The organism is Corallococcus aberystwythensis (assembly GCF_003612165.1).
GTDB lineage: Bacteria > Myxococcota > Myxococcia > Myxococcales > Myxococcaceae > Corallococcus > Corallococcus aberystwythensis.
In genome coordinates this window covers 1-12,331 of the sequence record NZ_RAWK01000090.1, presented here as the reverse complement: position 1 = coordinate 12,331, position 12,331 = coordinate 1, and the positions used below count along the sequence as shown (strand labels likewise).

Sequence of the window (12,331 nt, the reverse complement as noted above, 5' to 3'; positions counted from 1 at the left end):
GGCTACTGCCCGGGCGTGCCGCGCGCTTCCCAGCCGGCCCCTGTGCCCGTCGGGCCGCCGCGGGGACCACCACCGCGCGGGCTCGCTTCCTCGCGGCGCATCTGCTGGTACTGCGTCAGCTGATCCGCGCTGAGCACCTTCTGCATCTCCGTGTCCGTCTGCGTGCGCAGGTCGCGCATCTGCTGGCGCATGTCACGCCCCGGCCGGCCCCCCGCCATCGACGCCCCCAGCTCCTGGCGCTTCGCGTCCTCGGCCTGCATCGCCTTCGTCAGCGTCTGCTCCTGGCTGTAGTTCAGCCGGGCGTTGGAGATGAAGGTCTTGAGGCGCTCGGAGCGCTCGGACTCCGCCTGCACGCGCATCTGGTCCACTTGCTGCTGCCACTGCTGGCGCTGCTCGGTGCGCTGCTCGTCCTGCACCGTGCGCATCAGCTCCTTCAGCGACTGCCGCGCGCTGTCGTTGGTCATTGCCTCGCCCACCATCACGCCGCGCAGCTCCTCGCGCAGCTTCGCGACCTCCGCCTCCAGGCCCGCGGGAGGAGGACCGCCCGTGCCCGCCTGGGCCGTGCCGCCGCCCTGCTCGAAGGCCATCATCCGCCGGGACAGGAGCTGCACCGTCTCCTCCAGCGCCTTCACGCGGTTCTGGAGCGCCCGGACGTCCGCCGTCGAGTCCTGCACGCGGGGCGCCTCCTGGGTGACAGGGGCCTCCGACTTCCCAGGCCCCCACAGGGCCACCCCGAGCGCCACCGAAGCCAACCCCACCGATGCGATGCCGAGAATGCGGTTCATGATGCTCTCCCTGACGGAACTCCCGGCCGCCTATTCCATCGCGCCCCCGGGCTCCGCCTTGCGCCTGCATCCTCCCACCCGCCCTCCTTCCGGGGAACCGTCCCGTCACGCGCGCCTGCCTGCCCTCCCTGTCGCGAGCGTTGACCTCCTCCAGCCGTGCGCGGAGAGTCCCCCGCCATGACGCTCCGTCCCATCGCTGAAGTCGGCGCCGAGCTGGGTCTCGCGCCGGAAGACGTCCTCCCCTGGGGCCGCGACCGCGCCAAGGTGTCCCTGGACGCCCTGGGCCGCCGGACGCACCAGGGCCGCATGGTCCTGGTGTCGGCCATCAACCCCACGCCCCCGGGCGAGGGCAAGACGACCATGTCCGTGGCGCTGGCCATGGGCCTGCGCAAGCGAGGCCGCAAGGCGGTGGCGGCGCTGCGCGAGCCGTCCCTGGGGCCCGTCTTCGGCGTGAAGGGCGGCGGCACCGGCGGCGGGCAGGCGAGCCTGGAGCCGGCGGCGGACATCAACCTGCACTTCACCGGCGACCTGCACGCCATCACCAGCGCGCACAACCTGCTGTCCGCGCTGGTGGACAACGCCGTGTACTACGGCCACCCCGTGGCGCTGGAGGGCACGCGGGTGCGCTGGCGCCGCGCGATGGACATGAACGACCGGTTCCTGCGCAACGTCATCGTGGGGCTGGGCGGCAAGGCGCACGGCGTGCCGCGCGAGACGTCCTTCGACATCACGGCAGCCAGTGAGGTCATGGCCATCCTGGCGCTGGCGGAGAACCTGCACGACCTGGAGGCGCGGCTGGGGCGCATCGTCGTAGCGCAGGCGGCGGACGGCTCGCCGGTGCGCGCGAACGACGTGAACGCGGCGGCGTCCATGGTGGCGCTGCTCAAGGACGCGCTGATGCCCAACCTGGCCCAGACGCGCGAGGGCGGGCCGGCCATCGTGCACGCGGGGCCGTTCGGCAACATCGCGCACGGCTGTTCGTCGGTGGTGGGCACGCGGCTGGCGCTCGCGTACGCGGACGAGGTGGTGACGGAGGCGGGCTTCGGCTTTGACCTGGGCGCGGAGAAGTTCCTGGACATCAAGTGCCGCGGCGCGGGCGTGTGGCCCCGGGGCGTGATGCTGGTGGTGACGCTGCGAGCGCTGAAGCACCACGGCGGCGCGGCGGCGGCGCAGGTGGCGGAGCCGGACCGCGAGGCGCTGCTCAAGGGCTTCAACCACCTGGAGAAGCACCTGGAGTCGGTGGCGGCGTTCGGCCTGCCGGCGGTGTTGTGCGTGAACCGCTTCCCGCAGGACACGGAAAGCGAGCTGGACGAACTGCGCGCGTTCGCGAAGGCGCGGGGCGTAGGCATCGCGGTGTGCGAGGGCTTCGGCAAGGGCGGCGAGGGTTCGCTGGAGCTGGCGGACACGGTGCTGGCGATGCTGGACGCGACGGACGCGGCGCCGCCGAAGCCGCGCTTCCTCTACGAGCTGGAGCAGACGCCGGAGGAGAAGATCCGCGCCATCGCGCGCACGGTGTACGGCGCGGACGACGTGGCCTTCACGCCAGGAGCGCGCAAGGACCTGGAGACGGCGCGGGCGCTGGGAGGCGCGGGGCTGCCGGTGTGCATGGCGAAGACGCACCTGTCCCTGTCGGACGACCCGACGAAGACGGGCCGGCCCCGGGGCTTCACCTTGACAGTGCGCGAGGTGCGCCTGTCCGCGGGAGCGGGCTTCCTGGTGGCGCTGACCGGAGAGCTGCTCACCATGCCGGGCCTGCCGCGAGAGCCCGCCGCCCGCCGCGTCACCGTCCACCCGGACGGCCGCATCACGGGGCTGATGCAGGGCGAGTGACGTCAGAGGTAGGGCCTAGCGTCTCCCGCCATTCACTCGACGGGAGCACGCCCCCCTGCCCCATCCGAAGCACGCTCAGCCCTGGCGCATCCACTTCTTCCAGCGCCATCCGGAGGACGACCCGGCGCGCGGCGTTCCAGCCCGCGACTTCCTCGATGAATGCCCGGACGCGGTCAGCGCGAAGCTGCTCGCGGTCGTGAAAGCCGTGGCGGACGCGCCACCGCCCGCCTTCAGCGGTGGGGGCAAATGGGAGGCCATGCACGGCGACATGGCGGGGCTCCATGAAGTCCGCGCGGATGGCAGGGGCCGGCGTCACTACCGGCTCTTCTGCCTCCTGGAGCGGGATGGAGCAGCGCTGGGCCTGGGAGGCCCGAGCCTCGTCCTCCTGACCGGGAAGACGAAGGCGTTCCGCACCGTGATTTCAGCGTCCGACTACGCGAAGGTCCGGGCCCTTCGGGACGAATACCAACGCCGCCGTCCCCGGAGCGTGTGGGCCGGCTGAAGCGCGGCCTACTTGCGGCGGACGCGGGGAGCGGGAGCCCGAGGCCGCACGGCCTTCCGGCGCGTGGGAGCCGGGACCAGTTGCAGGCGGCAGCCCAGCGCGGCGGCCAGCTTCGTGACCGTCGACAGCGTGGGGTTCGCGGAGGGCGCGGTGAACAGGCGGCGCACGACCTCCGGAGGGGTCTCCGCCTTGCGGGCCAGGTCCGCCTTGCTCAGTCCCGCCTCCTCGCGCCGCGCATCCAGGGCGCGAATCAGCCGGTCCGCCGCATCCACTTCCGCGCGTGCCTTCGCGTACGCCTCCGCGAAGGCCGGGCGCTTGAGCTTCTTCTCGAAGTAACGGTCGAATCCCGTGGGTGTCATGGCAAGGGCTCCAGGCTGGGCGTAGCATACAAGTTACGCCTGACACGCGCCCCTGACAGGCCCGTTCAACGCAAAACGGGCCGCCCCGGTGCATCCGGAGCGGCCCGTGGGCCCTGCTGGCTTTCCGTGTGGGCGGCTAGACGCGGAAGGCGGTGGACAGCTCCTGGAGCTTGCCCAGGGACGTGTTGATCTGCCCCACCGCCTGCTCGGCGTTGCTCGTGGCCATCACCACGTCGCTCATCATCTCCGACAGCTGCGTCACCACTTCCGTCATCTGCGTGATGCCCGCGTTCTGCTGCGTCACCGAGGCCACGATCTGCCGCGCCGCCTGGCTGCTCTCCTGCACCACCTGGGTGATGTCCTTGAGCGTCGTCGCGGACGAGAGCACCTGCTCAATGCCCTCCTCCATCTTCTGGCTGTCCTCCTCCGCGATGCCCACCGTCTCGCGGATGGCCTGGTTGATCTCCAGGAGGATCTTCCCGATGCGCTGCGTGCTCAGGAGCGACTGGCTGGAGAGCGCCCGCATCTCCTTGGCCACCACCGCGAAGCCCCGGCCCTCCTCGCCCGCCCGCGCCGCCTCGATGGCCGCGTTCAACGCGAGCACGTTGGACTGGTCCGCCAGGTCCTTCACGCTGCCGATGATCTCACCCGCGTGCACCGCCTGCTCGGACAGCACGCCGATGCTCCCCACCAGCGCGCCCACCCGTGCACGGATCTGCTGAAGTCCCTCCGCGCTCCGCTCGATGGACAGCTGCCCGGAGGAGCTGTACGCGTCCGCCTGCGCCGCCACCTTCAACACCATCTCCGCGCGGCTGGCCGCCATGCCCGACGTCTGGGCAATCTCCGCGATGGTGGAGCTGGCCTCCGTGAGGCTGCGCGACTGGCTGGTCAGGAAGTTGAGCTGCTCGTGGCTGGCCGCGTTCAGCCGCGCCGCGGCCGCCGTCAGCTCCGTCACCACCGAGTGCAGCGTGCCCGGCACCGAGCCCAGCCGCGTCATCAGCGTCTGGATGCTGCGCGCCAGCTCGCCCACCTCGTCCTGCGCGCTCGTGTCGATGGCCAGCGACAGGTCGCCTTCCCGCACGATGCGCGTCGCCGTCGCCGTCAGCCGGGCCAGGGGCGTCGTCACCTCGCGCAACAGCCACACCGTGGCCACCGCGAGCATCAGGATGCACGCCACCGACAGCACCAGCACCCACGTCAGCGTCGTACCGTGCAGCGACGACACCTCCGTGAACGCCTCGCGCTGCGCCGCCTCCTGCTGCGCCGTCACGGACTCCAGGCCGTCGTGCATCGTGCGGTACGCGGGCTCCAGCTTCGCGAGCGCCCCTTCCGCGCCCGCGTCGTTCCGGGCCGCCAGCGCCACCACCTGCGACGCCTCCTGCCAGTAGCGCGCGAAGGCCCCCTGCAGGGCCTCCACCTTCGCGCCGTCCACGTCCGGCAGCGCGCGCAGCGCCGCGAGCCCCTTGTTGAGCTCCGTCACGTGCGCGTCCAGCGTCTGCTGCTGCACCGCGTGCAGCGCCACCGCGTCGCCCACGTCCTGGTGCAGCGCGGCGAACCCCGCGCGCGACGTCTGCGCCTGGCTCACCGACGGCGCCAGGCTGGACCCGATGCGCTCCGAGGCGCTCCGCGTGCGCGCGCCCAGCACCACCGTCACCGTCACGATGGCCACCAGGAACGCCGCCGCCACCACCGGCAGCACCATCATCTTCTGCTTGAGCCTCATCGCCATCACACACCCCCTCGCGGGCCCACGTCACCCATCCCGATGAAGCGCGGTTCTGCACCCGCGCCAGGCCTGCTGCGCCAGCTCATTGTCGCTCATCCTTCCGCGGACCCAACGGGGCCCCCGACGGCCAAGGCCTCGTCAGGACTCGTAGGATAGACAACACCTCTCCCCCCGACTCAAGCCCGCGTCCCTTGAAATATCCTGCAAACGGGTCGGCATTGCCCCGCAGGGTCATATGGGACACTTGATCCTGACAGGTGGGACCCACGGCGGAGGACGCCTCACGTCAGATGTAAGACGTCTCATCACACCGGCGTGCGATCACCGGCGGGGGGCGTTTCAGCGGGTGGGATGGGGGAGGAAGGGCTCCGCCTCGCTGCGGCAGGCGGCGTCGCACTCGGAGAAGCGGACGAGGAACGCCGCGTGCCTCGCGCACTTCTTGGGCCAGCGCGAGGCGCCGCCATCCACCAGGCACAGCAGGCGGAACTCGTCGCGGGTCTCCGTGAAGAGGGCCTCCCGCTGTGAGGGGGACATGGCGCTCAGCGCGCGGTCGTCCCCGCCCTGGAGCCAGATGAAGACGCCCACCATCGACACGAAGACGAGCGCCAGCCAGGTGCCCTTGCGCAGCCAGATGCTGGGCGGTGGGGCCAGCTCCTTCGCGAAGATGTTCTTGTCCTCGCCCCCCTCGTCCGGAGGCGTCCCTTCGTTGCCCATGGGCTCCCTTCCATCCATGGCGCGTGCCAGCCGCACGGCCGCGCCGCAGCAGACACCAGCCCGTTCCGCGTTGCACCTTGCAACCGCACGCCGGGGCACACCGTGCGGGATGCGATGCGCCCACCGTGGCTTGCGCCGCCCGGCACCCGACAGACGGGCCCGGCACACGGCGTGCTCTTGGACTCAGGACCATGGAAGTGCGTGCCAGTGCGAGGCGACGGAGCGCCCCATGCGGGTGCTCGTGGTGGACGACGAGCGAAACATCCGCCACACCCTGCGCGTGTGCCTGGAGGGCCTGTGCGCCAGTGCATGCAGGTCTGGTCCCTGGGGCCGGGGCGTGCAGGGCGCTCGTCCTCGCGTGTGGATTGCGCCCTTGGGTGCGCGTGAGAACCCTGGCCCTTCATGAACCTCATCGACGTGCTCATCCAGCAGCACCGGGACGCGGAAGCCCTCTTCGAGGCCTGGCGCCACGCACCCGACGAAGAGAAGCCGGAGCTGAGCCTGCTCCTGGCTGAAACGCTCACGCTGCACAGCGCCATCGAAGAGCGCTGGGTGTATCCCGTCGCGAGGAGCGTGGTCGACGGGCCGCGCATCGACTTCGCGGTGGAGGAGCATGGAGAGATGACCCAGCTGCTCTCCGAGCTGTTGCGTGTCCGCCACGACGCGCGCCGCCGCGAGTCCACGGTGCGGCAGCTGGAGGCGGTGGTGGCGCAGCACATGACGGAGGAGGAGCGCGAGGTGCTGCCCCGGCTGCGCAAGATGGACGCGAGCGCGTTCGGCCTGTCCAGCGATGAAATCGTCCGCTCCGCGTCGGACGCGCGGAAGGAAGCGATGCGACAGCTGGAGGTGTCCACGCCGCCGTGACGCCGCGGCAACGTGGACCAGGACTGGAACAGGGCCACGTCAGGAACGGACGGGCAGGAAGGCTGCGGGAACGGTACGCCCGTCCGGATTGCAATGTGCACGAAGGGGCTCCATGCGCCCCTTCGAGGTGAAAGGGGGCGACGGCGCTACAGTGGAGAGCGGAGGTGGTTGGCGTGCATCCGTACCGGTGGAGCGAGAGCATCGAGCCCAGGCTTCAGCAGGCGACCGAGCGCATGCGCCGGCTGCGTGCCACCCGGATGCCTCCTGCCGCGATTCAGAGCCTGCGGCACTGGTTCCGGATCCACCACACGTACAACTCGAATGCGATTGAGGGAAACCGGCTGACCTTGCCAGAGACGCGTGCGGTGGTGGAGGACGGCATCACCATCGCGGGCAAGTCGCTGAAGGACCACTTCGAAGCGGTGAACCTCGCGCATGCGCTCGACTTCGTGGAGGGGCTGGCCAGCAAGGACTCCGTGCTGAACGAGCGAGATGTACGCGAGATGCACGGCATCGTTCTGCGCGGAATCGATCCCGAGAACGCCGGTGCTTATCGGCCCACCAACGTATGGATCGGCGGCACGACGCACGTGCCACCGGAAGCGGTCCGCGTGCCCGAGGAGATGCGGGCCTTCGGTGAGTGGCTGGCTGGCGCCAAGACCGAGCACCCGGTGGTTGTCTGTGCCATCGCGCATGCATGGTTCGAGACGATCCATCCCTTCGTGGATGGGAACGGGCGGACAGGGAGACTGCTCGCCAACCTGTTGCTGATGCGGGAGCACTTCCCTGCCATCGTCCTGCTCGTCGAGGACCGGGCGCGGTATTACACGGCGCTGGATGCGTCCCACTCGGGGGACATCACCGCGATGGTGGAGCTGACGCTCGACCGGCTGGACCAGAGCTTCGAGGAGTACGAGCGCGCGGCCCGCGAGGTCATCGAGGTCCGTGAGCCCGCGATTGATTACCTGGCGGAGCAGTTGGGCAAGACCGAAGCCTCTCATTCATTCCAGCCCGATCAATGGAATGAGGCTGTTCGTGCGCTCCATGCAGCCATCCGCGACTTCGCGGTGCAACTGGAGGCCCGGTCCGCTAAAGGCCAGCGACCGCGCCTGGGAGTCTCCGACTTCACTGTGCTGCCGAAAGCCGCGTGGGATGCCTTCCCGCTAAGGCGTTATGAACTGTTCCATCTTCACGGCGAGCACCAGGGCAACCAACTGGTGCTCTCCATCCGGGCCGTCCCCAAGACTGGGAGGGCTCCTGTTCTTCGCGTGGACGAGCCTGATGACGTTTCAGAGGCCCAACGCAGCATCATGTCCATGGAGCCAACAGGTCATACCTTCCGCGTGACACGGGGTGACGGGCTGGCGACCCAGATCGAGCACGGTGTCTCCGCACTCCGGCTTGCGACCGAGCTCTGGACACACGCAATCAACACCCAGCTCCTGGCTCCTTGATCAGCGGTGCCATCACGGACTGTGGGACACGGTCGAGTCGCAGTCCGAGGTGCACTTGCCGGAGCAGACGACCTGGCCGGGATACGAGGCCAGGATGGCGCACTCGGTGCCTCCCGTGCAGGACACGAGCTCGCTGCACACCTTGGAGTCGTCCACGCAGCGCGCCTTCGACACGCCGTCCAGCTTGAGCACGAGGCAGGACAGGCCCTGCGGACACTGGGGCAGGTCCACGCCACACTCCTGCATCAGGTCCAGCGACTGCCCCTCCTGAAGCTTCAGCTTCCCCTGCCCTCCCTCGTCGTTCGACCCACAGGCAGCGAGGGCCATCACCGTCAGACAACCGCCCAGCATCCGCATCCAGCGCATCGTGGCTCCTTGGAAGACGTGAAGCCTCATGCCGGAGCAAGGCATGGACCAGGAGCGTGGCGCAGGGATTCCGGGCGCTTGGCTTGAGGAAACTGCCTCGGAATTCTGATGCGGCCTCGAATCCCTGGCGGTCCACGCTTCAGCGGAACTCGTCCGCGATAAGCTCGGGGATGAGGATGCCCTGCCTCTGACTCCCAGGGGAGCGGCTTCGGGAGCATTGATGCGGTGGGTGTGGTTACTCGCGTTACTCCTTTTCGCGGGAGGGTGTGCGACGACGCGTGTTGTCCGCGTTGATGTTGGAGACGGCAGGCAGGTGGTTCACGAGTCCCGGGATGTAGATCCGGTTCAGGTGAGTGAGGATGCGTTCGAGGCGGCCCTCACGCAGCTCATCCTGGACATGCACGTCCCGACGGGGACGAGTGCTTGACCCTGGTGGGCGGAACGGGGCTGCTCTTCTCGCGCAAGGACTGAACGTTGATGGCCCTGTCGTTCGCGCTGGATGGGGTCTGGGCCAGTGTCGAGGCGGAGATCAGCAAGATGCTGAACCCGGTGGTGCTCAAGGCCATGGTGACCTCGGCCGCGTTGTCCGTGCTCCTCATGATGACGCTGCCCGAACCCGTCACGAAGGTCATCGCGGTGGCACTGACCGCGGCGATGGTGGCCTACCTGGGGGTGGTGCCGGTATGGGAGATAGGCCGGGGCTTCGTGCGGCTGTGGGACGATGCAGAGAGGGCAACGAGCGTCATCGCGTTGCAGGACATCGGACACCGCTTCGGCAAGGTGCTCGGGACAAACGGGACGCGTGTCCTGGTGCTGCTCGTCACCACGGCCTTGGGTGGAAAGAGCGCGATGGCGGCCCAGGGGCCCAGGCTCCCGGGCTTCTCCCAGGCTGCGCTCCGAGGACAAGCCGAGGCGGGATTCCAGCTCGGGGCGGCACTGAATGGCGGCGTGACTTCCATCGCGATGCCCGCTGCCGGGGTGCTCAACGTGACGCTGGCTCCAGGAGCTACCGCCGCCGTCGCGATGTACTCGAACGGTATTCCGGGTGACGCCGAGGGCCCGGTCCATCACATCTGCACGAACAAGAACACTGTCTCCGCTGCTACTGGCGGCCCTTGGACGCCAGAGTGCGAACGGATTTTCAAGAAGGCCGGAATGACACTCGAAGACGCTGCGAACAAGGTGCGGCTCAAGGGGCACGAGGGGCCTCACCCCGAGCGCTACCACACAGAGGTGCTTCAGCGCCTTAATCGTTCTGTTACTCGCTGCCGGACGACTGAGACCTGTCGGGCCAATTTGACGGAGGAGCTTGCGAAGATAGCCAATGAGCTTCTGACGTCGGACTCTCCGTTGCGACGCCTCATTGTGAAGGAGGGGTGAGGTGGAACGGTATTTTTATTGGGTGAGACTAGGTGATGTGCCCCAGTGGCTCCTTGAGACGCCGACACGGGCTTCCGGTGAAGCGTTTGATGAGCCTTGGATGTTCGGGGATGGTCGCGTCCTTCCAGACCCTGGCCCCCTCAAGGCCCGGATTTCACATCCTGGAGAGAAGCGCACGTTCGTGCTCGCAGGGGTCGAGGAAACTCCCATCGGGAGCCAAGCAGTCGCGAACGTCTTCCGAACGTTGGCTCCCGATGACGTGCAGCTCTTTCCGGTGTCGATAGAGGGGGAGTCCGAACGGGCCTTCCTCGTCAATGCGATCAAGGTGGTTGATTGCATCGACGAAGAACGATGTCTGGAGGTGCAGCACTACCCCGAGGGCTCTTTCCCTGAGTACGCAGGCGAGTACCGCTGGATCTACGGGCTACGCGTCGACCCGGCAAAGACCGATGGCGCTCATGTCTTTCGGCTGAAGAAGTTCAAGACGGCGTTCATCGTGTCGGAGGACATCAAGAACGCACTCGAACGGGTCGGGAACCTGGGACTGTCGTTCGAGCGCGTGACCGGAGCGTCTGAGTCCCACTGATGGTGTCTCGCTCAGGGCTGGAAGCGCGCCAGGAAGACCTTGTACTGGAGCGAGACGAAGAGCGTCTTCGGCGCCACCAGCCCGGCCCTGGCGAACATCGCGAACAGGGCGGCATCGGACTCGATGGGCTGCATCTTCGCCATGGCCTGACGCCGGGCCTCCAGCTTCTCCGGCGCCACGCCGTACGCCCGCAGCCGCCGGAGCTCCACGCTCGTCAGTTCGGGGTCGTTGCCGATGCGGCAGCCCAGCACCAGCGGCGCTCCCGGCTTGAGCCTCCGCGTCACCTCTCGCAGCAATTCGACGCGGGCCTCCTCGCCTTCCACATGGTGCAGGACGCCCATCAACTGCACGCCGTCGAACGGCGGGCCCGGCGGCAGGGTGCGCAGCTCGCCCTCGTGCAGGTGCGTGCGCGCGAGCAGCCCTTCCGCCTCCAATCGCTTGCGCGCGACCTCGAGCATCGGAGCCGAGGGCTCCACGCCCGTGAAGCGCCAGCCCGGCACGTTGAAGCGAAGGTAGGGCACCAGCTCCGCGCCCGTGCCCAGGCCTACGTGCAGCAGCGACGCCGTGTCCTGACCGTCCAACTGAGCAGTCAACGCGCTGACTCCCAGCTCATACGCTGCCCCGTAGCCGGCGAGGTTCACGGCGGCCTGGGCGTCGTAATGGGGCGCGCGGTCAGCGCCAAAACCTTGCTGTGGCGCGTGGGTGGAGTGGTCGTGGGTCATGGTGCCTGGAAGATGCGCCCGGCTCGCGCTGAATGGCAGAGCGGGGATTCAGACCCCATCGGCGGATCTTTCGATCCGCAGGAGGTCGGTGGGCCGGGCCGTGAGGGGAATACCCTTGAAGTCCAGGTTCATGGGCATCGGGTTGCGTCATGAATTCGCAAACTCCCGTTTCCACTCGCAAAGGCTGTCAGCCGACTCCATCCAACCTGTAAGGCTTTAACGGCATTCTAAAGGAATCGGACCTATAACGTTTTCTTTTCATCACCGGCACTGGGGGCCGCACGATGAGAGAAGAGCTCGACACTTCCGACATGGAGTACGCGGATTTCGCGGTCCGTCATCAGTCCATCCTGATGGCGGTCGCGCGGAACATCTGTGGGGGGAACACCACCGCTTGCGACGACCTGGTCCAGGACGTCCTGCTGCGGGCCCTGCTGAAGTGGGACAGCCTGCGCTCCTGGTCGGAGCCGGAGCGCCGGGCGTGGCTGGTGCGGGTGCTGCACAACCGCTTCCTCGACACGTGCCGCCGCTCGCGCACGGAGGCCACCACCGTCATCAACCTGGGCAACGTGCACAAGCTCTTCGAGGAGCCGGAGGCGCCGGACCCGGAGCTGTGGGAGTGCGTCACCGAGGCCGAGCTGATCAAGGCCGTCGCGACCCTGCCCTTCAACCTGCGCCGGACCTTCGAGCTGCACTCGGAGGGGCTGCGCCACGCGGAGATCGGCCGCCGGCTCGGGGCTCCCGTGGGCACGGTGGGCACGTGGCTCTACCACGCGCGTCTGAAACTGCGTGATCAGCTTCGCGACATGGCCGAGGCCCGTCGGAAGCTGGGGAGCGGATGAACCACGTCCACTGCACCCACCTCCCCGCCTTCGTGGACGGGGAGCTGCCTCGCGAACACCACGAGGACTTCCGCGCGCACCTGGCCTCCTGCGAGGCCTGCGGCGCCCGGTTCCATGACCTGTTGCAGGCGGACATCCTCGGGCGGCTGGCGCACGCGAAAGCGGCGCCCACTCCCGAGGCCACGGCGGCCCCCCCTGCCC

Annotated in this window: 13 protein-coding genes and 1 pseudogene; 8 read left to right on the top strand and 6 right to left on the bottom strand. The window is 68.5% G+C overall.

The genetic code is table 11. The features are described 5' to 3' along the window. Positions 1-2 precede the first annotated feature (2 nt). Positions 3-785: a hypothetical protein gene (locus D7W81_RS16575; RefSeq protein ID WP_120556354.1), complete on the bottom strand. Its 783-nt coding sequence runs from the start codon at positions 783-785 to the stop codon at positions 3-5. A 177-nt stretch (positions 786-962) separates the two neighbouring features. Between D7W81_RS16575 and D7W81_RS16570 the strand changes: the two genes are divergently transcribed. Next, the gene (locus tag D7W81_RS16570) at positions 963-2,615 is read left to right on the top strand and encodes a formate--tetrahydrofolate ligase (protein ID WP_120556353.1); all 1,653 of its coding nucleotides are present in this window, start codon (positions 963-965) and stop codon (positions 2,613-2,615) included. Positions 2,616-2,871: 256 nt separating this feature from the next. Next, positions 2,872-3,117, top strand: a complete 246-nt coding sequence (locus tag D7W81_RS43500) for a hypothetical protein (RefSeq protein ID WP_244227249.1) — start codon at positions 2,872-2,874, stop codon at positions 3,115-3,117. A gap of 8 nt (positions 3,118-3,125) precedes the next feature. Here the strand turns inward: D7W81_RS43500 and D7W81_RS16560 are convergent, their stop codons facing one another. From D7W81_RS16560 to D7W81_RS16550, 3 genes are all read right to left on the bottom strand, one after another. After that, positions 3,126-3,476 (bottom strand): helix-turn-helix domain-containing transcriptional regulator, encoded by a 351-nt coding sequence (locus D7W81_RS16560; RefSeq protein ID WP_120556351.1) that lies wholly within the window; start codon positions 3,474-3,476, stop codon positions 3,126-3,128. A 136-nt stretch (positions 3,477-3,612) separates the two neighbouring features. After that, positions 3,613-5,205 carry a methyl-accepting chemotaxis protein gene (locus D7W81_RS16555; protein ID WP_120556350.1) on the bottom strand — a complete coding sequence of 531 codons (1,593 nt, stop codon included), beginning with the start codon at positions 5,203-5,205 and terminating at the stop codon, positions 3,613-3,615. A gap of 336 nt (positions 5,206-5,541) precedes the next feature. Further along, the gene (locus tag D7W81_RS16550; RefSeq protein WP_120556349.1) at positions 5,542-5,916 is read right to left on the bottom strand and encodes a hypothetical protein; all 375 of its coding nucleotides are present in this window, start codon (positions 5,914-5,916) and stop codon (positions 5,542-5,544) included. Between the two features lie 402 nt (positions 5,917-6,318). On the opposite strand from D7W81_RS16550, the gene D7W81_RS16540 reads away from it, so the two are divergent. Together D7W81_RS16540 and D7W81_RS16535 are read left to right on the top strand one after the other, a co-directional pair. Then, positions 6,319-6,780 carry a hemerythrin domain-containing protein gene (locus D7W81_RS16540; protein ID WP_120556347.1) on the top strand — a complete coding sequence of 154 codons (462 nt, stop codon included), beginning with the start codon at positions 6,319-6,321 and terminating at the stop codon, positions 6,778-6,780. Between the two features lie 164 nt (positions 6,781-6,944). Then, entirely contained in the window at positions 6,945-8,234 is a 1,290-nt protein-coding gene (locus D7W81_RS16535; RefSeq protein WP_120556346.1) for a Fic family protein, read from the top strand. A gap of 12 nt (positions 8,235-8,246) precedes the next feature. Here D7W81_RS16535 and D7W81_RS16530 read toward each other — a convergent pair whose 3' ends face one another. Further along, a complete protein-coding gene (locus D7W81_RS16530) occupies positions 8,247-8,600 on the bottom strand; it encodes a hypothetical protein (RefSeq protein WP_120556345.1) in 354 nt (117 codons plus the stop codon). Between the two features lie 220 nt (positions 8,601-8,820). Between D7W81_RS16530 and D7W81_RS16525 the strand changes: the two are divergent. Beyond that, positions 8,821-9,980 (top strand): annotated as a pseudogene (locus D7W81_RS16525) (AHH domain-containing protein). A gap of 37 nt (positions 9,981-10,017) precedes the next feature. Further along, positions 10,018-10,566 carry an imm11 family protein gene (locus D7W81_RS16520; protein ID WP_244227248.1) on the top strand — a complete coding sequence of 183 codons (549 nt, stop codon included), beginning with the start codon at positions 10,018-10,020 and terminating at the stop codon, positions 10,564-10,566. An 11-nt stretch (positions 10,567-10,577) separates the two neighbouring features. Here the strand turns inward: D7W81_RS16520 and D7W81_RS16515 are convergent, their stop codons facing one another. Continuing rightward, on the bottom strand, positions 10,578-11,159 hold the full coding sequence (locus tag D7W81_RS16515) for a class I SAM-dependent methyltransferase (RefSeq protein ID WP_244227247.1): 582 nt from the start codon (positions 11,157-11,159) through the stop codon (positions 10,578-10,580). 413 nt (positions 11,160-11,572) lie between these two features. Here D7W81_RS16515 and D7W81_RS16510 point away from each other — a divergent pair, with 413 nt between their 5' ends. Continuing rightward, a complete protein-coding gene (locus tag D7W81_RS16510; RefSeq protein WP_120556342.1) occupies positions 11,573-12,130 on the top strand; it encodes an RNA polymerase sigma factor in 558 nt (185 codons plus the stop codon). After that, positions 12,127-12,331 (top strand): anti-sigma factor family protein (locus D7W81_RS16505; RefSeq protein ID WP_147445505.1); only part of this gene is annotated, 205 nt, incomplete at its 3' end. The genes D7W81_RS16510 and D7W81_RS16505, both read left to right, overlap by 4 nt.